This window comes from Pleurocapsa minor HA4230-MV1 (assembly GCA_019359095.1).
GTDB lineage: Bacteria > Cyanobacteriota > Cyanobacteriia > Cyanobacteriales > Xenococcaceae > Waterburya > Waterburya minor.
Map to the genome: position 1 here is coordinate 89,674 of JAHHHZ010000029.1, position 20,101 is coordinate 109,774.

The following is a 20,101-nucleotide window of genomic DNA, read 5'->3' on the forward strand; positions in this document are numbered from 1 at the left end:
ACTTAGGACTTAGATCGTATTTATCAATAATTGGGCGTGGGTTTTCTCCCCCTTTTAACTCTTCTAATATCTGATAAAGTTTGTTTTGCATTGCCAAATCTGATTCTTGCTCAATCTCTTCGACTAATGATTCTAAATAACCTAAATCTTATTTGGAATCTGAACCAGTAACGATCGCATTTTGTCTTAGTCTTGGGGGTAATTCCACCTCAAGATATATTTCACCTAACGATTCAACTACGCTAGGATTGATTCCAGTCTGGGCGATCGCCTCGTTGACGCTGTTGCCGTTACGTAACATAAACACGAAGTTACGGACTTTATTAACTACGGGGTCATCACTTTTAACCAACTGCTTGGCGATCGCTATTTTCAGTCCCCGCTCTACTGCATCAGCGTTAATGGTTTGACCAGCGGATACGCGAATTTCATGGGAATCTAAGGGTGTGGGTTGAACAGGAGGCATGATTTTAATCCCCGTACTCGCCATGACTCCAGAACTAAAGCTAGCCAGGAAATTGTATTGCTTAGACTCTCCCAAACTATTGATAGTCTTGACAATCAGATTGGGGTGAGAGGTTTGATAAGTCCCTTGAAAATCAATTTTCTCGATGGGTAGAAGATAGATACTTTGGGCTTCTTTCGTCTCTACAGGTGAGTTCGAGTTAAAAGCAAACTGCGATTTGTCACTGGGGGCGATGTAGGTGATATATTCTCCTGCATCACTAAAGTCGATGCTGACAATCTTGCCAAAATAGAGGGTGATGGGAATTATTCCTTTAGTGGCATCATCAGTTGAGATGAGATCGTATTTGACAGGAGCTTCTGTAGCTATTGCTGCTACAGGAAGAATAAAGGTAGATGCAGTTAATAACCCAGCTAACAATAGTTTTTTAAATAGTAATTTGTTCATAATTGTTATCGGTTGACCTGGATGGGTTGAATGTTGGTTAGATATACAGTCGTACCTGCGGACAAGGTAAAGATAGTGCCGCCGTCGCCGATTTGGTTACGACTACTTCTTTGATTTAGTTCGTTGCTAAGGGATGAACCAAAACCATCTAGAGCCGAACCTGCCAGATCTCGTCCGAGACTATTGCGACTCTGACTTGTCACAATAGCGCTGCCATTAGATACGGTACTGTTGGTTTCGGGTATGAGTATTTGTTGACCAAAGCTGCTGAGGGTGTCTACTCCTCCGACTAAAAGTTGATTACCAAAGTTACTACGCTTACTGGCTTTGGCAACTAGGGCTGATTTTTTCTGGTTACGCAGAATTAGTTCTCCAGGAGCAAAAGTCGTATCTTCTATTTTAGTAACGTAGGCTGTGACTAAGCCGTTAGCTTCGTTAATCGAATCAACTTGGAGAATTGCCACTGAGTTTGAATCAAAAACAATATCTCCATTCAAATCGTAAATCGGTTCTTCTAAAACCACTGTGATTTGATTTGACTGTTGTTGTTCGCTTGTTAGGGAACTATCCCAAACAAGGGGGAGTTCGATTTTTCCCTTCGTAATGGCTCGATTTAACCTGAGTGGTTGAGCTGCTGGGGGAAAACTTGCTTGTTTCTGACGATTCAAAATTCCTAATTCTCCCTGAGATACGCTGTTATTGCTAGCCAATAAAACGGTTGGTTGGGAAGCGGGATTAACAGCAGGATTAATGGGGGCAACCAGAGAATCGCGACGGTTGGCAATAGTTGGAGATTTTGTACTCGAAACAAGCGATCGCGAAGAAACTCCCGTACCAAAATTAGCTATAGTTTGCCATTGCTCTTCGGGGTCTATACTAGAAATTGGTTTAGAAGTTGTTTTGAACCCTGGTTTTGCCTGGGGAACTGCTCGGAGAATAGGTAGAGTAGGAATAGGAGGTGCTGGACGAGGAATAGGACGAGCTACTATTTGAGCTTGAGGAATGGTTTGAGAGGTTGTAGGTAAAGGGGGTGGAGTGACAGCAGGAGGAAGTTCTGTGGCATCGATTTGAGGTTCTACGACTTCAGTTTTTACCTCTAAAGAATGGAACTGGTCGCGAAAAGCTAGTTTAGCCTGATAATCAGGTTCTACTGGTGCTTCTGCCTTCTCTTCTGTTGGTGTTTCTTTGGCTACTTCAGGAGCTTTGGGACTTAAGATAGCAAAGATAATCCACAAAAAGGCAGCAATAATACCCATCACTCCAGCAATTACCGCTAGGCGAAGGAAAGGATTATCTTCTCTTTGGGCTACTATATCTTGAATAGTTGGACTTTGAAGAGGTGTTGAACCAGTATCGATTACCGATACTGGTTCGGGAGTGTAGTCAGTGACGCTGTGACGAGCGTAGGCATCAATTCCGCTTGGTGGAACATCTTCCATGAGTTGGTTGGTTGAATTATTGTGGGTCATAGCTTTCAATAGAAATGATTTGTAGTCCGTATTGGTTGATTTCGTTAACGATGGTTTGTAGTTGAGAGTTATTTTCTGGAGTTTGAAAAGTAGGTTTGCCGGCAATGGGTATCGCTCTTAAGCGGAGTTTTTTATTGACAGGGATTTGGAATACTTCTTTTCCACTAGTTGTATCGAGACCGATCCAGGTAGAGACTACTGTGACTTCCCACTCGCCGTCTTTGATTTTGGTAGGCTTTTGGGAAATGTAGTCAATGTTAATTGCCGACTGAATCGATCCTATGTTTTGAGTAGCTTTGTTGATTAACTCCGAAAATTCTTTGATGTAAGAGTTGCGAAAGTCATTATTGGTCGTAATCCCAAAAGTAGAGGCGTAGACGTTACCTGGCACTTTAGATTTGGCTTTTTCTACCTCTACCTTGAGGTCATTAGTCGTCCAGTTAAAAGATAGATACGTCCACTTTTCAACAAAGTTATAAATAGTTGCGTCCGTGCGATCGCTTACCTTAGTGGTTTGAGCATTGACCACTTGACCGTCTGCTAATTGGATGCCAATGATCTGCTTTTTGTTCACTTTGCTAATTTTGCTGTTATTGGAGCAGGAAATCATGGTGTTAAATAGCAGCATGACTAAGCAGATTAACTGGAATAAAACGACTCTTTGATTGCTCGTCTGGGTAAGTTTGGTTTTTATATTGTTCATGGTTAATAAATTGGTGTTGACTTTATCGAAAGCTATAAGCTGTAACGGCGGCTTTTGGGTGTGAATACTCATACCCAAAACGCGCCTTAGCTATAAGCCTTTTAATTAACTATCTGCTACGTTGGGTAGTTCGGCGGGCGAGTCCTTTACTACCAGCTTTAAATAGACCTTTGCCCACTAATGAGCCGATTCCTCCAGCTCCTCCTGTTGCTAGGGTAGTCGCGCCTTGAACCGTGTTGGATAAGGCTGAAGTAGTGCTACTGGCAACAAACTTGGCTAAGTTCGCTCCTCCTCCTTTTGCCATCAAAAAAGCGACCATTGGACCCATAACGGAACTAAAAATCAAAAAGGAAATACCCGTAGCAAACTGAGCTTGGGATAAAACAATCGCTTGTGCCGTTAAGCCAATTAAAGCAATGTAGAGAAATTTGATAGATACGATCTGGACGTAGCCTTGAATCCATGTTTCGGTGTATTTTGGACCTAAAGGGGTAAAAATAGTCGAGATTACTAAAGGTAAAAGCAGTGCATGGAGGATACTGGCTGTTTCTAGAGCAAAGTTAAAGGCTAGCTGTATCCCGCCGAACACTAGTTTGATGACACCCATAATGAATGGGTTGCCAAAAAATAGGTTATTAACTGCTAAAGAAGCAGCTTTTAACCCGTTTCCTGAAGCAGCATTGCTCGCCAAATCTTTGAGGTAGTCCAAAACACCTCGGGCATACTTTCCAGCGGGACTATTAGCGATCGGGTCTTGCAGCTCTGCTTGTTTGACAATTTCTTCAATCTCGGGAATTTGCTTTTCTAAACAGGCTAATGATTCATTAGCCTGAAGTACCTGACATTCGGCTAAAAGCTTATTGACCTGATCCTGAGATGCTTGACTGAGGGCGATGTCTTTTAGGGCATCTGCTATGCTCAGGTCTAGCACCTGGGTTTTAGCTAGAGTTCTATTGAGATTGACGTCAAAAGAATGGGTAACAGCTAAAATTTGGCTGGTAAAAAAACCGTTGCCTCCTAAGAGAATGCCGAGGATTGTAATCATCGCAAAACCTTCAACAATTAGCTTTTGACGATTATCGTTTTCACTCTTAAAACCGTTCCAGGCAAATAAGAATATTCCTAATAAAGCAAAGTCTAATGCTCCTGAGATTACTGCTCTCCAGTAAGAAGATTTAGTGTCAAAAATAATGCCGTCCCATAGGGTTTGGAATGATTCCCCTAATTTGTTAGAGATATAGCTATAGTTTTGCAGGATATCCAAAGCGTGATTTGCACCATAGTCGGGTATCTCGGCAAATGTAGTGATGTTAGTTAAGGTTTCCAGTAGTTCCATGATTTAGGGTGTTTCCTCATAGAGAAAGATTGGTGTAGAAATTGCTCCCCAAGCGGAGATCCCTAAGTCAGTAGCGACAGAAGCTTCGCGACGGGCGCGAGTATTGGCAATTGAGTTTTGTCTGGCAGTCTGGATTTGGAGGCTGACTGAAAGAGCTCGATCTTTTTGGGACTGAACGTTTTGAGAGGCGATTACTCCCAACAATTGAGTGTTAATGCCTGTCTGCTCTGACATATTTTGCAGAATTTGTTGGGATACATCAGTTTCAGCTGAGTCTTTAGATAAAGCTCCACTTTTTTGCAGAACAGCTTCAATTTCAACTAGAGTCGCCGCAGCAGTTTCTTGTGCTTCAGTGGAAGTAGTACTAGTAGATATGGCATCTTGAATCAAGGCGCGCTGAACCTCTTCTGATTCATCTTGGTTAATGAGCCAACTATCAGTGGTTCTATCTTCTATTTGCCTACCTAGTTCTTTGGCTCTAGTGTCGTTAGAATCGATTGTATCTTTGACAACATTCCAGTCGGGGGTTTGGACATCAAGAGTGCGATCGTTAGCTTTTTCAATACCTGCAAAAAAGTCGAGAACTCCGCTGAATATATTTCCCAAACCTAATTTGTCGGCAATGGACTGGGCTGCACTGCGATTAATCTTAGGTAAGCCTTTGATTACAAGATCTTTTCCATCTGATTGAGCGATCGCCCTTGGCTGAACTAAAGTAGTTAAGCAGCAACTTAAACTGAGGGTCAAAATAATTAATTTAAATTTGTTCATGATTTTTTTTATATGTGCTAGCGGATAAGAGCTAGGGCAAAGCCCTAAAGGGAACGGTGATTCTAGCTAAGAGCTAAGAGCTAATGGCTAATAGCTACCAAAAACTGGATGCCTTAAAAGGAGGAGCGACCCACAGAGCCTATCGGCTCAGAGTCATGCTTTGCATGACGATGGGGCGTAAGCCCCGTTCGCCGACAGGCGTTTACACCCGTCGCATTGGGTGCAAGGGCCTCGGTGCGGTTTAACCGTGAATGCGCTCCGATGTAAGGCTTTAAACCCGTTAGTTTTTGGTAATCGCTTTACCGTATTCTTTCAAGGCTACCCAACGACTAGTCTGATTAGCGATCGCCCTGTCCATAATTTCGGTACGGATTTTGATTTCATCTGTACCATTGGCTACCATTGCTAGGTTTAGTAATGATGGAAAAAACTGTGTCTGCCAAAACTGGTTTTGCATCTCCAGTAGCCAGTGGGAACAGCCTTTTTCTTTGTCGGTGTTAAAAGCTTTGGTGGAGTTTTCGTAGACTAAATCGGGGTATTTGAGGGACTCAACTAGACTAGTAGCACCATCAGTAGTGATCCGACCGATAAGTTTGAACGAGATATTTTTGAGAATATCGGCTGCGGCACTACACTTTTGAATTTCTTCAATATTTTGACTGATGGTGAGTAGAGATATCCCAGATTTACGAGCCATAGCGTGCATTGCACCCCAAGTTTTAGCAAAGCTGCCCTTTTTCAACAAATCTGCTATCTCGTCGCCCACAATTAGGGATTTAGGATACTGGAGCGCTAGGCGAATACAGGTACTTTGAATTGTTTGAGCTACCAGCACCTGGTCTCTTGCTGATTCTAGGTTGACGATCGTGAAAAACTTCAGGCGATTTCTAGGGTCAAAGGTACTGGGACGACCGACTGTATCTCCCAAAGCCGAACTAAGCAGGGTAGTGACTTGAGTACGAATTTGGTTGATCGCCTGCTTGTCCAGTTCTTCAAAGTTGCGTAAATTGAGCTTTTCTTTCGTACAAAAGGTTAGCCAATCAGCTAAAACGGGGATTTTATCCCATTGGGGGCTACCATATCCAGCTTCAAAAGCTTGATTGATCCGTCTTTTAATGTTGTTGTTGTTAATAAATTTTTCAATAGTAGCTACGATAGTACTTTCAACTCTTTGGGTTAGTTTAGGGTCGTCAATGCCAAACATAATGTAGTTAGTTAGGGTATTTTTGACTGTTTCTTTCCACTGTTTGAACCTGACTTGATAGTCGTCTCCTTTGTAGTCACGAAGATCTGGAGGTTCAACTAAGTTACTGGCGTTACGGCTGATGTCTATGTGCGCTCCTTCAAGCATTTTGATTGCCCAACGGAAGCTACTATTTCCCCCTACCGCACTATCCATGCCGATTACAGGAATATTGTTAGTTAAAAAGTCAAGGATTATACGCCAGGCAATTACAGATTTACCCGAACCAGATTCACCAATGATTAGACCTCGTAAGGTATTTTCTCGGAACATATCTAGATAGATAGGTTTGCCACCTTTGACAATTAGTTCGATACCGTCTTGGTGGACATCTTCTGGAGCAAGATTGGGTAGATAACGATAGTAGGATAGGTTGTCAAGTTTAATTCTGCGGTCTTCGACAATACTGGTTTTATGTAGGATACGCCCAATAGTCATGGGTAAAGTTTCTAGCCACAGTGCCCATACAGCACTGTCTTGACGTTTAAGATTACCACCAAATCTGCGACCTAATTCCGAACAGGCTTCATCAAGGATCTGGCGATCGCTTCGATAGACCTTGGCTAAGAAGGAAAGATAAATACCAGCTCCCCCGCCTCCTACCAGCTTTTGAGCCTCAAAGGACTCTTCCAACATTTGTTCTGACTTTACATCTCTGCCGATGGCTGTCTCTTCGGCCATGAGTTTGGCACTGTTGGCTTGAGCGATAGTTTGTTCGAGCTGTTGGTCTAAAGCTTGTGATGAAACGGTATTTAGTTGAATGACAAATTCTGTGTCAATTACATCATCACTCTGTACGATCTCGAATAGATGATTTAGCTGTTCGATGGTGTTTAACTTTCTGCGAGAAATTTCTTCAATGGTCATAACACCGCAGATTTGCCGACGACCAGGTAGAACTATCTCGTCATGGCGTTGATTGTGTTGGGGCGTAGAATGGATATGATCTATACCTTGAGCCAGAATTGATAAAGGATGAACAGGAGTGTTAATTACTTCTCCTAAATTTTTACCATTCCAAGTCCAATAATTAGGAATGGTTTTAGGAGTAGTAGAGCGAGCATTAAACTGATACCAGAGATAGTTCCAAATTTGGTCTACAGTTAAAGGTTTGATGTCTAGTTTCCAAGCAGTTTTGAGAATGGACTGCCAGATTAAAAAGCCTTGATTATAAGCAGATTCAAGGGATTCGTGATAGAAATTTTGCTGTAGCTGATTTTTATCTCCTGCTGCTGTGGATAATAGTTTGTTGCCCATGCGGATTAAGGTAGAGACAAAATCCGTACCCACGTCACCACCTCGACTAAAGGTATAGGTGCAGGTGATGGTATAGCTGAGGTTTTGTCTGAGACCGTTGGTACTTAAAGATTGAGTTTTTCCTAATTCTGATTCGGCGAGAATAGTTACGCCTTCGGAGTCACAGTTAGGGATTACTTGCTTGAGTTGAGCCGTTCTTTGGGTGTCATCAGCATACTTCTCACAGTAAAAAGTGAGGCTTTCTGCTGGCATAATTTCTTTGGCGGCGGTTTCTGTGGCTTCTATATATGTGTAAGCCTGTTTGGGGGTGAAGATACTGTGCCAGGGAGTCAATTTAAAACAAAAAACAATCTGATACTGTTGACCTTTTTTGAGCAATAATGCCCCCCGATCTTTTCCCTGGTACGAATATTTGATCAAAGAAGTTAGGTGTTGGAATCCTACAAAGGGGGCATAAATTTCTTTTCTACCGTTTTGCATAGCTTGAGCGATATATTTTGGTCTGAGGGTTAATTCGTCATCTTTGATTACTTCGCGTAGTTGGGCTGGTCGGTTTTCGGGTATGGGTGATACATAAGGAAGTCTGGTGTAAGCCCAATTTTTTCCAGGAAAAGGACGCATCCTGTCAGTCATATAGTGGGGGTGAGCGCCAGTTGCCAGAAGCCATGTACCAGTCATAAAGCCAAAGGCGATTCCAAAGTGCTTGTCTTTTCCTCCCGCTGCGCCCACAATTAAAAAGCAGAAGAAGGCAATTACTCCCAGGGGCATAACCTGAGAGATAGGCATGAAGCCAAAGAACTTGGCTTTACGGTTAAGGGCAGGATTGATTGAAATCAGCTTTTCTAGAGTTTCCATGACTTTGTAGTAGGTTGCTTGATAGACTAGGTTCGGGATTAATTAGTTTTTAGCTATAAGCTATAAGCTATAAGCTGTAAGCTTTAGAAAAAGATGTGTATATAAATTGACCAAGAAATTGCCTGCTGAAGAGAAAGCGGATGGGTAGCAACCCAGTCATCGTCTACGACGATCTGCGCGATCGCGCAGCGTTTAATAAGCCAAATTAGTTGATATCTCTAATGGGAAGTTCTTTTGAACTTCGTTGCCAACATTTAATAGCTAGAGATTTAGGCTATATAGACTTAAATCAATACCAACTATTTAAGTCAAAGATACTACACAATCAACAGAATGTTAGGAGGTTTACTCAAAAAGCTTAAAGCTTAGAGCTTAGAGCTTATAGCTAAAAACCAGACTCATTCAAGAGACAAAAATAAGTTTTTACGCGCCTGTGGCAATTACCGCTGTCAGGATATCAATCGCCAGAACAATACCGAACAAACCGCCGACGAACATGATAATAGGTGTCATGGATTGACCTTGTTGTTGCTGTTGCCAAGCTGCAAAACCACCACCAAGACCAACTAAGACTAAGGAAATTCGGACAAAGGTAAATAAAGTGGCGATTTGAGTCGTACTAATACTGCCCACTCCTCCATTCGTTACCAAACCATTAATTGCTGTTTCTAATCCAGTTAGGAATAAAGCGTGACTGGGTTGCCAAGCACTAAAAGCCATAGTTAAACCGAAAACAATTGTTAAAATGTGCCAGATAGAAATTCTCAAGTTGAGCTTTTTACTTACTAGAGGCAAACAGGCTGAGATGAAATAGATGCTCCCTGCTACCAAAAAACTTGAGAGAATAGTAACCAACAAGACTAGATCGGTAACCGCCAAGTAGATGCTGCCTGCAATACCGACAGCGACAAAAGGTATATCTTTGGATTCGATACGGAAGCTGGATATGAACTGTTTGGAATAAAGTTTTTTACCGTTTTTGGATTTGGATTGAGGTTCAAATTGAAATTCTTCTTGTACTCGCTCTTTTACTTGAGGTTGGGGTTTTACGTTAAAAGTGCTATTCATTGTTTAAACAACTGTAGTTTATATGTGTTTGTGTGCTTTACATATCTAAAATAGCAACGAGTCAACCTTGGTAACCCTAAGATTTGACTCGTCTTTAATCGATATTTAGTTCCACAGAACTACAGTTTTTTTGCCTTGCTCCTCGTACTAAAGTTCGGGAGCAATTTGAGAGCTTTTGAAAAATTTATTGTTTTTCTACTTGCTTTAGTTCTTCTCGCAAAACTCGCCGTAATGTATCTTCTAACGGTTCACGTTTTTGTTGGATATGTTGTCGCAGTGCCTCGTTAATTAATGTTTGGTAATTGCCACCGCCCCTTTCGTGAACTTCCCCTCGAAACCATGCCAAGACATCATCATCTAGGCGAATCGTAATACGGCTTTTTCCTGGTGGAATTGGTTCAACAGCACCCCGTGAGCCTTGACTAAAATCATATTCTGAGTTCATTCATCAAAAAGGGTGATTGCTAATTCGTCTGAAAAGACTGATATGGCATCAGCAAAATTTATGCCATGTTTGTTTAAGTTGCTTAATGCCTTGTTTCTGTCCCATTGATACCTCATTAAATTATTGTATGCACATTTGTGCAGACAATAACAAATACACGAACTATGTGGTGATTATGCCCGTGATTATCGCGATGCTGTTTTCTTTTGCAGTAGTTAGATTTATTGGGATGGGAACGGAGAATAAGGGATTGTATATTGGTGGTGTTTGTTTGGTAAGTGCGATGGCGTTGAAGCAGTTGAGGAATGTTAGAGGTGCGAGAAAGAGGTTGGGAAAATAGCAATATTTAACAAATAAAATAATTAAGAATATGAATACTATTAACAAAGCTGAAAATATTTACGAAGAATTATTGGATTTAGAAAGAAACTCTAGAAGTGCTAAAGAAGCACATTTTAATGCTGCCCACAGAAAAAGACAAAAGCATACAAATATTGGTGTGTCCATAATAATAGCTAATATTTTAATCTTTTCTCCTTTAATTAATTTGATTTTTTCTAACAATCCAGATCAATTGGCAATCACAATCAAAATTTTAGCCATTGTTGGAGCAGCTTTAGCTGGTATTCAGACACTTTTCAACTGGCAAAAAGAATCAGAATTACATCTGAGTGCTGGTGAAGTGTATGCAAGTATTTATCATAGAAGTGGAAGTTTATTGGCTAAATATAGAGATGAAATTATTGATTCTAATGAATTAAGTCAATCCTTTGACTCTCTACAAGATGAATATCTCAAAGCAAATAGCAATTATAAATTATGTATTCCTTCTGGAAATGACTATAAAGAAGCTGATAAAAGTATGTCTAGAAGAAGCAAAAACAAGCAAATAAAAATTTCATCAAATGCAATTAAAAATTAACAATTATAGTGAGCTAAATAACTGACGATTTGCAGAGCATAGCCGTAGACATCGCTCTCACCACAACTCAAACTGGTAAAGTAACTCTACTCTTTCCCGCCCATGATGGCAATTACTCACGCTGCGATCGCGCCCTATCGAGAACTTCCCCAATCCTCGGCACTATTAACCCTTTAGCCTTTGGTTTAGCAATCATTGGCTTTCAGCTTCCCGATTTAGACACTACAACTTCTACCGTTGATTGGGAGTAATTTGAAGTTGAATTATTGTGAGTTGGATAGGGCGATCTCACTTTTTAAGGAGCAGTATGCAGTGGGGAATGTTGAGGTTAGGATAGTGCAGTCTAAATCAAGATAAGATTCCTAAAATTTCTAGATAATGAAAGTAATTAGAGAAATTAGTCGCGGAGGTTTTGGTCGAGTTGAAGAAGTTAAATTGGCTAACGGTGAACATTATGCGCGTAAAATTTTTAACCCAGCCTTTCTTACTTCATCGGAATATGAATATCAGAAACTAGTCAAGCGTTTTCAGCGTGAGGTTCGTGTTCAATCTGCACTAAAATCAAGTTCTTTTATTCCAGTTGTAAAAGAAGAACTCAACGACTATGAACCATACTATTTAATGCCTCTCGCTGAAAAAAACTTATATCAAGAAATTCAAGAATCAAAAAAATCTGGAATTGTTCCACGACAAGCATTATCAGATGTGTTGAACGCATTAGAGGAACTTCATGAGCTAGGATATGTGCATCGTGATTTGAAACCAGCTAACGTTCTATTTCTAAAAGGCTTGTGGAAGCTTAGTGATTTTGGTCTTGTCCTACCGCCTGAAGGTACAACTACGAAGCTAACATCTATTGATTCCAATTGGGGGACTGCAAGCTACTGCGCGCCTGAGCAGTCAATTGAGTTTCGTAATGCTACTTTTTCGGCAGATATTTATGCATTCGGATGTATCCTTCATGATATCTATGGAAATCGTCAGCGAGTGCCTTATCAGCGATACTCTGCTCCAGGTGAAATTGGTGGGATTATTGAAAAGTGTACGGAGATTCGACCAGAAAAGCGATTTCAAAGTGTCAGGGCATTACGTGGGGTACTTCTGACTCTTCTTAGTTCAGCACCTACCATAACTCCAAGTCCTGAAGCAGCAGATTGGCTTGAAGCTGTTTCAGAAGTTACTAAATGGGATAGCACAGAACTTATGAAGTTTATCCGCTTTCTTTCTAACGAAGCTGATGAAAGTGATCGGTATACAGTTCTGCGAGATCTCAATGAAGAAGCTTTGACTCATATTAATTTACTTGACACAGATCTCTTTAAGACTATTGCTAGTATCTACTGTGAATGGATCGGAAATTCAGATTTTGCATGGGATTTTTGTGACGTTCTCATTCGTCGTTTGGAGCAAATTTTTGAATTGGGTGACATTGAGTGTAAAGCCAATGTTGTACTTGCTGCCGTACAGCTTGGTAAAAAACATCATCGCTTCTTTGTAATGCGTCGTGTAATACAAATGTGCGGAACAATTCTTGATGACATAGTTGCGCGACGAATAGTGATAGAAATCAATGCTCAGGAACAACAATCAGCTTTTATTAATTTTGTAAAGGTTCTTGACCGAGACTTTAACGAATATCACCCTCGTATTGCTGAACTTCTTACTCAGTTCGTCACATTATCACCCTAGTTTTAAATTAACTGTAAACTTTCTAAGTTTTTCAGCAGCCCAAAGTTCAGCGTTATACCTAAGCTAAAATAAATAAGCAACGTTGAAATGAGGTTAAGCCAATGACAGTTAATCAACTCCTCTACACTAAAGAAGAATTTGCTCGGCAGGGCAACGAGATTTATAAATCTCAGGTGCGTCCCTAAGTTGAGGAAGGAAATCATGGGAAGATTGTGGCGATCGATATCGAGATAGGAATGTTTGAGCTTGCCAAAGACACGATAACCGCTTCTAATCGATTACTTTAGCGGAATCCTGATGCTCAAATCTGGCGTGTCCGAATTGGACATAAAGGTGTCCATCGCTTTGGTGTAGGTCGCCTTCTTTAACTTTATGATGAATGGGATTGTTGATCAAATGGGTCAGTTTTACAGTGAGAAGTTTTAAATAAAAAGGCGATTAGGCTCCGCCTACCCTACGGATCGCACTTACCACAACGACAACTGACCCTCACTAACGCTGCTATACCGCCCCCTATGTAAATCTAAATGACAGGCTGCACAGACAGACAACAGATTAGATAATCGATTATCCATAGTGTCATGGTTGCGATGGTGTACCTGAAGAATATCTGCCGTCCACTCCGCACGAGTTAAATCATCGGGTTTTTCTCCTGGTTTATAGCATTTCTTGCCACAACACTCACAGCACCAATTTTGACTCTCTTTCACTGTCCGAGCTAATTCTTGCCAGTTGTCGGGGTAGAGATTGGGGTTTACAGGCATTTAATCTATGGCGATTGCACTTGCAAAGTTATTGTATCGTAGTATGGCGATTAGGCGATACAAAAATCCTCTTCCATAGGGGCTTTAACCTCTTGTTCGTCAACCTGTTCAAAACTGTTTTGGGCTAATTCTTCCGCCTCAACAAAATTTTCCATTAATTCAAGAGTTTTAGTGTCATTAATAGAACGATCTATGTTCCAACCCTCTCCGTTTGCGTCTGCGGTCAAGATTGGACTGACTATACTGCCATTAACTTCAGAGACCATAATAGATTTACCCTCTGCGGCAACAGTAACAACCAGGTTGTTTTTCATCAGATGTTTGTTAAGACTATCTAAGTCTCCTTCATATTCGGCGATCATGTTCATTAATTCTCGTGCAATATCAGAATCTTGTTCATCAGGGGTAGGAGCTACCGTGAATTGGGGTACTTCAACATCAGCCTCAGCTTGGATTTGGGTTTTCGCTTCTGCTGTGATTTCTGTATTTATTTCAGTTATTACGGGTACTTCCGCATCAGGATTGTTGATTACGTCGTTGACTTGGGTTTTTACTTCAGTTTCTAGCACCATATTTTGTGACTGGTTTTGTTGAGGTTTATTGACCTCAAGAGATGCTTGGATTGCCTCTAAATTCTTTTCTATTTGGATTAGCTGCTCTAGCATTTTGTCTAATGTCTTTTCGATCGCAGTTAATTTGTCATCAATAGATACGTTGGATTTTAACAAGTCGTCAATCGTCTTGGTCATAGGATCTGCTGCGGGTTCTGTTGAAGTAGAAGCAGGGGCGACGGGAGCATTAGCAGGAGTAGGAGCAGGTACAACACCAGTTTGAGCTGTATTTTGAGATTTGGGTGCAGGGATTGCGGTAGCATCGGCAATGGTATTAGGTGACACTTGAGATGACATTAGGTTGTCTCCCACCAAGTCCATCTTGCCATCGAGGGCAATTCTCTTTTCTTGAATGAGTTTCATCTGCTCACCGATTTTCTGCAATCTAGCCTCATGAATACCTTTAGGGATACCGTTCATGAAGTTGCCGATAATATTTAGAGTGTCACCACATAATTGAATGGGATTAATTTCTCCTCTCGACATATCTTTAAGTGCTTTACCCAGCATTTGATTGAAGTTGCCTACTGCCTGAAGGTTTTGATTAATACCCTTAAGATTCTGGGCAGATGTTTGATTGTGCATGGGTTCAACTGGGGAAGTAACGGGCATAGGTGCAACAGCGTTCGCATTAAATTTAGTCTGAGTAAGTGGTTGAACCATTGGTGCTGCAACAGCGACCCTATTGACTACTAATTTTTCCTCTGAATTGTTTGCCGCATAGGGGTTCTGGTTTATAACTGGCGCTACAGGGACTACGTTTGGAGCTGTCATATTTGGAATAGATGGAATTGCCTGAGTTGTCATGGTAGGGGCTACTGGAGGAAATGCTCCTTTTGCCACATCTGTATCCATCGCTGCAAAGTTATCTAAAGCAGGGTTTGGTGCAGTTTGAACAGGGGCAACGGGAGTAACAGAAGTTTGATTGACCTGAGCCATTTGTTGAGCCAGTATTTCCACTTTCGACATACCTGGTTGAGTCATTGGTTGAAACGCTGCTGGTTGAACGGAATTAATAGGAATGGGGTTAGGGATCCCTTGACCTATGGGCGCAACAATAGAAATAGGAGGGATGGGAGGAATGGTGGGAGTCGCTACAACAAAAGGTTGGACAACGATACCTAAACTAGTGGCAATGCGATTGGAAACCACATCGGGACGGTAATAGGTTAATTGTTCTTGGCTAGCCTTTGTACCTTGGGGAAGAGAATCTTTGATTAGGAAGTAGCTAGTACTGGTTTTATCACCAATTGTGGCGGTGAGTTCTTGTACTGAATTTTGGTCTTTCAATTGCTGTTCTTTATTGCCAAAGGTGATGCGGGGATAGCTAGAGCTGTGAGCAGAATAAGTATCTGCCATGTTTTGTGCGGTAGCTTGATAGATTTCGGGGCTATACATGCCCTCGTTTTGGCACTGTTGAGCTGAGGCTTCTAAAATGCTTTTAACGTAGTTGATTTGATTGGGGTCTTGAATGCGATTGTTTAGTTTTTTAGTGTATGCCATGATTTTGGATGTTTTAAATTAGTCTGAGTATTGGCTAATTATTGATTAGATTTGAATAAAGCTTAAAGCTAAAAGCTAAAAGCTAAGAGCTAAATTTCTAGCTGTTTCTCGCTATTTTTAGCTTCTGGACTCTTAAACTGGACATTAGCTACGATATTCTGCTTTTTTGAGCTTAATTGTGCATTTTGCCTATTTTGGCTGTGTCTATTTTTTAATGAAGCAAGTAGAGATTTGTTAGAGCTTTGTACTTGAGCTTTCTCTTGACGACGAGCCTTACTAACCTGTTTTTTAGGGCTTTGAGGCATTTCCTTAACAGGAACTACAATTGAACCTGGTTTGATATAGAGGTCAACACTCGTACCGCTCTCAAATACTTGACCTTGAAAACTGGCGTTGATTGGCAGTTTGCTAGATTCTCTGGCAAACATAGCTAAACAATAGTAGTTACCGTCTCCAGGATTTTGCATATAAACTATGGGATCTCCATGTCGATCTGATGTAGGGTCATTAAAAGAGGTGACGGTAAAGTTGAGTTCTCGACCTTGGTAATGGACAGAGCTAAAATCATGCCCAGCGTAGGCATTTTTATCTTTACCGAGTAACTTGACCTGACTTATTTCTTGTCCTAGGGCTTTAGCGATCCGCTCTGGCAAAATAGAAAATGTTAAAGAGGCTTTGCGACTAGATTGACCCATTACCCAGTTCATATGTCTGGGTGGGGTGATACTAACAGCATTGTATTTTTTACTTCCTGTTGAAAAAGAAAATAACTGATTGTATAGCTGACGGTCTTGGTTGAATAAGTTTTGTTGGGCTTTTTTGACATCAATCAGATCGTGATGTCTGGCGATCGCTGGATCGTTAAAAGGGGCAAACATCTGCTTGACATTGGGAGACAAGTTTTTAACGGCAAAGACTACACAGGGTTTAGTTGGGTGGACTGTTGCCTCAAAATCCTGACCATGAGCTTCCAGCATTTCCTTAATATAGGTGGCACAGTCTCTTCTACCTTGATTGGCAAAAAGACTAGATTCAAAAGGGGCTTCAACGATATAAGCTGGCCGATCTTTGATTAGATCTCGCTGATATTGATGCTTATCCTTTTGGTAAGCATAGATACTAGGATCGTAGTGACGACAGATATCAAGGCTTTTACGACGACAAGAAGTTTCGGACTTATCAGTATGTTGTTTTTGCCAGATAGTTGCTGCAAGTTCATCCTTAGCTACAGTGCTTAATTGAGCAGTCATAATTTGCTCTTTGATCGCACCATAGGTTTGGGCAAATTTTTCTTTGCTCTGTTTGGAATCTGAACTTGGGTCTTGGATGACAGCTTTTACCGTATCGCTATACTGTTGGAGGATATTACCTGCCAGTTGGTTAACAGCCGTTCTAGATATGTCATCTAAAGCAGAATCATTGTTTTGCAATAGGTAGTTATACTGGCTAGCAGCCATCTCTTTTAGTTCACAACTCGACCAGATTTGATTGATTCTATGGGGTAATATGTCTACTACAGAAGCATTTTGAGCAATAGGCATCACAGCTGAACTATAGACGCGATCGTCTGATTTAAAGTCGAAGAACGGTAGGGCAAAGGCAGGACTTTTTAACTGCTTGTTTAAGTCGGGATAATAATCGGTATAGCGAGTAGAAGATTTAGGGGAATCTACCTCTATCTGCAAAGAGTCAAATAGGACATCCATCATGCCAGCTTTGTGCTGGAGAAAGAACTGCTGGTCTTGGAGATCTGCTTCAGGATTGGGTTGGGCGCAGTTTACCCGTCCAATCGCATTGGCAATTCGACCAATTGAGTTGAGCCTAACCGCCAGTGCCATTTGCTTAAGGTCGCTTTGAGCATAAGCTTCTTTCTTCTTCTTAATTACGGGGTTGAAGTCCCGATTAATGTCGTTACCTTCACCGTCTAGATGAACTTGAGCTGTACGGGTTTCTTGGGCGATAGTAGGAAACAGGTCAACAGGGGAACATACAAGTTGATCGCCATCAAAATCGCACTGGTGATATTTCATGGCATCATCGGGATTGATAAAGATGCAGCCCTTACTGTTCATCAATTCGGGGGCTTGCTCGTTATCGACTAGATAACGACGGATATTGTCCTTGTTAATGATGGGATAACGGGTGACAATTACCTCAGTACCATTGATTAAATGGGAAGCCACCACTGTTCCTGGCTTGAGAGCGGCAGGTTGAGCCATAGCTGACTCTAGAGTATTTGCTCCTTTGGTAGCTAGTTCTGCCCATCTATTACGGAGCTGTTCTTGGCAAAATGCCACGATTTTAGGATGATTGGCTAATTCTCCCCTGGTGTCAGCCCGCAAAACTTCAATTAAACCAAATTCGTTTCGATCTTGGTTTTCGACTTCTTCTTCGTCTAAGTTTTTTAACTGCTGTTTTTGGTCATGATTGGCTACAAGATACTGAGCCAAAAGACGATAATCATTCTGCACCGACTTAAGGTACTCTGCTTCAGCTATAGTAGACGGGACAATATCCTGCTCGATCGCTTGAGGGGAATACCACTGCATTAACTGCCAAGAGTTTTTGTAGTCCTGTAGTTGAGCATTGGAGTTATTTCCCATAACTAATTCGGGCATTTGATAAACTCCACAGGCAAGGCGATCGCTTCCCCAGTCATAGACATTGGCTAAGGTATCCAAAGCTTGTTTGCTGGGATTATTAAGAATATAACTACCATGATTATCAGTTTGATAGTTAACACCTAGATTTTGCAGAATCTGCGGTAAATAGCTTAAGTCTCTGACCTGTTGCTGATTGAGGTTGGCTTTGGGAGTCAGTTTCCATTGATTATTGGTTTGACTGACCTTCATCGGGCCTGTGTTTTTTGCCCAGCCTTTAACCGAGCTACGGTCGAGAACCAAGTCGTATCCGCGATTGGAGGTACGTCTTTGGTCTACTGCTACCGTACCTTTAGCGATAAAGGCAGGCAAGGGACTATCGGGACTGGAGTTAGCTAGGCGAAATTGGAATGGGGTATCGGGTTTACCTCCTAACCGGTCGGCTAAACGAGGAGATATTTTGCCGTGGCAATCCCCCACTCCCAGGTCTTTTGCCACCTTACGCTCCATTTCATTTTCATGCTCAAAATCAACAATTTTGACGGTGATTGGTTGCTCTAAATTAGCTATCCCTTCTTTACAGCTAGATACCAGCAAAGATCCATATCGACAGCAGTGGTCGGGTTGGGAAGCAAAAAAGCGATCGCGGACTCGTGCTACTACTTCTGGTTCTGCCATGAACACTGTTCCCCCAGAAGCCAATAAGACTTCGGTGCAGTTTTCCAAATTAAGCTTGTTTAGTTGGTCAAAGTACCTTTGGAGGTTGTAGTCTCGATCTTTCGTGGCTCGCAGCAGCCCGTCATCGATCTTCACTGCGATCGCCTGTTCTGCTATGTCAGGAACTAATTGAGATAGGAGACAATTGCCTAAATCTTGATGTCCGTCAAAGTTGTTGTGAGCTAGGTTAAAAACCCTAACTTTGAAGTTAGAGTCTGTTTTGCTGCTCATAATTTCCGATATAATCCTATTGTTACAACTCAAATTTTAGATTTAGCTAATTGTTTCAACCCTCGTTTAGCTAATGAGCTGGGTCGTACTTTAGTCCTATACAGAATCTAGATTTATCGATCATGAGTGAAAACTTTGCCAACCACCAGGTCAAAGTGCCTAAAGGGTTTGATTTTGATGCGGTAAAACAAGCCTTAGAACAGGGCGAAGAGGTGCCTATAATTGAAGAAGCTTGTTATCGCGCACTACAGCTAACTATCCAAGACTATCGTGGTTATGTTCGAGATTTCCTAGAAGACGGATCTGAAACTGTAGAGGTTGAGTATCAAACTTTTCCGTTTTGGTACACCCTGCATCCCCCTACTCCCGTAAATTGGAGCAGCGATTCGGTAGAAGATATGATTCATAACGTCTCTTTTTGGGATGCGATGTAGTTCTCGTTAACAGTAGCGTTAAATTTTACAAGTATATTGTCCATTGATGACAAGTTAAGAAAATTTGTTTTTTGTCAAATCCTCATTTTTACTAGCTTTAATACCTTGTTTGATTGGGAGTGACTTAACCATAATCTTTCTTCATCTTTGTAGTTAAAGTGTATCAAAGTGCTTCCAAGGCTAAGAGCTAGCCCTGTTAAGGTGAGCATTTGTACTAATAAAAGTTTCTGATATTTAACGAAGTAATAAAGTTTTACAAACTTGTAATTTCCGACTTGACTTAAAAGCAAAAGCAATACTTCAAAAAGAAACTTGTGTTTTTTAGCGATCGCATTTGGTTTACTGGATGTTTTATCTGGACTAAATCCAAGCTTTCTGCAAGAGATTTACAAAAAAGATTTTTTTAGAGAGGATGGTTGTTTACCTAATTCAACTATGCAAAAAGTAATTGTGGTAGTTAAAAGAAAGTGTAATCATGAACTGCTAGAGCGTATGCGTAATGATAAGCGTTTTGATGAAAATACTTATCAAGATGTGAAGCAGATGATTAACAATGCGAACAATTGACAA

Annotated in this window: 18 protein-coding genes; 6 read left to right on the forward strand and 12 right to left on the reverse strand. The window is 41.2% G+C overall.

What is annotated here, in order from left to right; genetic code table 11:
• Positions 1-148: 148 nt before the first annotated feature.
• The 9 genes from KME09_21065 to KME09_21105 form a co-directional block, all read right to left on the reverse strand.
• Positions 149-913 carry a hypothetical protein gene (locus KME09_21065; GenBank protein ID MBW4536429.1) on the reverse strand — a complete coding sequence of 255 codons (765 nt, stop codon included), beginning with the start codon at positions 911-913 and terminating at the stop codon, positions 149-151.
• Between the two features lie 5 nt (positions 914-918).
• Positions 919-2,382 (reverse strand): hypothetical protein, encoded by a 1,464-nt coding sequence (locus tag KME09_21070; protein MBW4536430.1) that lies wholly within the window; start codon positions 2,380-2,382, stop codon positions 919-921.
• The gene (locus tag KME09_21075) at positions 2,369-3,085 is read right to left on the reverse strand and encodes a hypothetical protein (GenBank protein ID MBW4536431.1); all 717 of its coding nucleotides are present in this window, start codon (positions 3,083-3,085) and stop codon (positions 2,369-2,371) included. Before KME09_21075 ends, KME09_21070 begins: the two co-directional genes overlap by 14 nt.
• Before the next feature lie 109 nt (positions 3,086-3,194).
• The gene (locus tag KME09_21080; protein MBW4536432.1) at positions 3,195-4,421 is read right to left on the reverse strand and encodes a hypothetical protein; all 1,227 of its coding nucleotides are present in this window, start codon (positions 4,419-4,421) and stop codon (positions 3,195-3,197) included.
• Between the two features lie 3 nt (positions 4,422-4,424).
• Positions 4,425-5,192, reverse strand: coding sequence for a hypothetical protein (locus tag KME09_21085; protein ID MBW4536433.1), 768 nt, complete (start codon positions 5,190-5,192; stop codon positions 4,425-4,427).
• Between the two features lie 280 nt (positions 5,193-5,472).
• Positions 5,473-8,547 carry a hypothetical protein gene (locus tag KME09_21090; protein MBW4536434.1) on the reverse strand — a complete coding sequence of 1,025 codons (3,075 nt, stop codon included), beginning with the start codon at positions 8,545-8,547 and terminating at the stop codon, positions 5,473-5,475.
• A gap of 423 nt (positions 8,548-8,970) precedes the next feature.
• Entirely contained in the window at positions 8,971-9,615 is a 645-nt protein-coding gene (locus KME09_21095) for a hypothetical protein (protein MBW4536435.1), read from the reverse strand.
• Between the two features lie 184 nt (positions 9,616-9,799).
• The gene (locus tag KME09_21100; protein ID MBW4536436.1) at positions 9,800-10,060 is read right to left on the reverse strand and encodes a BrnA antitoxin family protein; all 261 of its coding nucleotides are present in this window, start codon (positions 10,058-10,060) and stop codon (positions 9,800-9,802) included.
• Positions 10,057-10,176 carry a BrnT family toxin gene (locus KME09_21105; protein MBW4536437.1) on the reverse strand — a complete coding sequence of 40 codons (120 nt, stop codon included), beginning with the start codon at positions 10,174-10,176 and terminating at the stop codon, positions 10,057-10,059. Before KME09_21105 ends, KME09_21100 begins: the two co-directional genes overlap by 4 nt.
• Before the next feature lie 11 nt (positions 10,177-10,187).
• Here KME09_21105 and KME09_21110 point away from each other — a divergent pair, with 11 nt between their 5' ends.
• The 4 genes from KME09_21110 (at position 10,188) to KME09_21125 (ending at position 12,671) form a co-directional block, all read left to right on the forward strand.
• Positions 10,188-10,400 (forward strand): hypothetical protein, encoded by a 213-nt coding sequence (locus tag KME09_21110; protein MBW4536438.1) that lies wholly within the window; start codon positions 10,188-10,190, stop codon positions 10,398-10,400.
• Between the two features lie 39 nt (positions 10,401-10,439).
• Positions 10,440-10,982, forward strand: a complete 543-nt coding sequence (locus KME09_21115; protein ID MBW4536439.1) for an SLATT domain-containing protein — start codon at positions 10,440-10,442, stop codon at positions 10,980-10,982.
• A 29-nt stretch (positions 10,983-11,011) separates the two neighbouring features.
• Positions 11,012-11,233 (forward strand): hypothetical protein, encoded by a 222-nt coding sequence (locus KME09_21120; protein MBW4536440.1) that lies wholly within the window; start codon positions 11,012-11,014, stop codon positions 11,231-11,233.
• 127 nt (positions 11,234-11,360) lie between these two features.
• Entirely contained in the window at positions 11,361-12,671 is a 1,311-nt protein-coding gene (locus KME09_21125; protein MBW4536441.1) for a protein kinase, read from the forward strand.
• A 467-nt stretch (positions 12,672-13,138) separates the two neighbouring features.
• Here the strand turns inward: KME09_21125 and KME09_21130 are convergent, their stop codons facing one another.
• The 3 genes from KME09_21130 to KME09_21140 form a co-directional block, all read right to left on the reverse strand.
• Positions 13,139-13,435 (reverse strand): HNH endonuclease, encoded by a 297-nt coding sequence (locus tag KME09_21130; GenBank protein MBW4536442.1) that lies wholly within the window; start codon positions 13,433-13,435, stop codon positions 13,139-13,141.
• Between the two features lie 50 nt (positions 13,436-13,485).
• Positions 13,486-15,549 (reverse strand): hypothetical protein, encoded by a 2,064-nt coding sequence (locus tag KME09_21135; GenBank protein MBW4536443.1) that lies wholly within the window; start codon positions 15,547-15,549, stop codon positions 13,486-13,488.
• An 89-nt stretch (positions 15,550-15,638) separates the two neighbouring features.
• On the reverse strand, positions 15,639-19,097 hold the full coding sequence (locus KME09_21140) for an RNA dependent RNA polymerase (protein ID MBW4536444.1): 3,459 nt from the start codon (positions 19,095-19,097) through the stop codon (positions 15,639-15,641).
• Between the two features lie 122 nt (positions 19,098-19,219).
• On the opposite strand from KME09_21140, the gene KME09_21145 reads away from it, so the two are divergent.
• Positions 19,220-19,531: a hypothetical protein gene (locus KME09_21145; protein ID MBW4536445.1), complete on the forward strand. Its 312-nt coding sequence runs from the start codon at positions 19,220-19,222 to the stop codon at positions 19,529-19,531.
• A 312-nt stretch (positions 19,532-19,843) separates the two neighbouring features.
• A complete protein-coding gene (locus KME09_21150; protein ID MBW4536446.1) occupies positions 19,844-20,098 on the forward strand; it encodes a hypothetical protein in 255 nt (84 codons plus the stop codon).
• The last annotated feature ends 3 nt before the right edge of the window (positions 20,099-20,101 follow it).

Excerpts from the sequence above, each read along its gene's own strand:
- KME09_21095 (MBW4536435.1), bottom strand. The coding sequence starts at position 9,615 with ATGAATAGCACTTTTAACGTAAAACCCCAACCTCAAGTAAAAGAGCGA.
- KME09_21085 (MBW4536433.1), bottom strand. The coding sequence starts at position 5,192 with ATGAACAAATTTAAATTAATTATTTTGACCCTCAGTTTAAGTTGCTGC.
- KME09_21065 (MBW4536429.1), bottom strand. The coding sequence starts at position 913 with ATGAACAAATTACTATTTAAAAAACTATTGTTAGCTGGGTTATTAACT.
- KME09_21130 (MBW4536442.1), bottom strand. The coding sequence starts at position 13,435 with ATGCCTGTAAACCCCAATCTCTACCCCGACAACTGGCAAGAATTAGCT.
- KME09_21140 (MBW4536444.1), bottom strand. The coding sequence starts at position 19,097 with ATGAGCAGCAAAACAGACTCTAACTTCAAAGTTAGGGTTTTTAACCTA.
- KME09_21135 (MBW4536443.1), bottom strand. The coding sequence starts at position 15,549 with ATGGCATACACTAAAAAACTAAACAATCGCATTCAAGACCCCAATCAA.
- KME09_21090 (MBW4536434.1), bottom strand. The coding sequence starts at position 8,547 with ATGGAAACTCTAGAAAAGCTGATTTCAATCAATCCTGCCCTTAACCGT.
- KME09_21125 (MBW4536441.1), top strand. The coding sequence starts at position 11,361 with ATGAAAGTAATTAGAGAAATTAGTCGCGGAGGTTTTGGTCGAGTTGAA.
- KME09_21145 (MBW4536445.1), top strand. The coding sequence starts at position 19,220 with ATGAGTGAAAACTTTGCCAACCACCAGGTCAAAGTGCCTAAAGGGTTT.
- KME09_21080 (MBW4536432.1), bottom strand. The coding sequence starts at position 4,421 with ATGGAACTACTGGAAACCTTAACTAACATCACTACATTTGCCGAGATA.
- KME09_21110 (MBW4536438.1), top strand. The coding sequence starts at position 10,188 with ATGCACATTTGTGCAGACAATAACAAATACACGAACTATGTGGTGATT.
- KME09_21105 (MBW4536437.1), bottom strand. The coding sequence starts at position 10,176 with ATGAGGTATCAATGGGACAGAAACAAGGCATTAAGCAACTTAAACAAA.
- KME09_21070 (MBW4536430.1), bottom strand. The coding sequence starts at position 2,382 with ATGACCCACAATAATTCAACCAACCAACTCATGGAAGATGTTCCACCA.
- KME09_21100 (MBW4536436.1), bottom strand. The coding sequence starts at position 10,060 with ATGAACTCAGAATATGATTTTAGTCAAGGCTCACGGGGTGCTGTTGAA.
- KME09_21075 (MBW4536431.1), bottom strand. The coding sequence starts at position 3,085 with ATGAACAATATAAAAACCAAACTTACCCAGACGAGCAATCAAAGAGTC.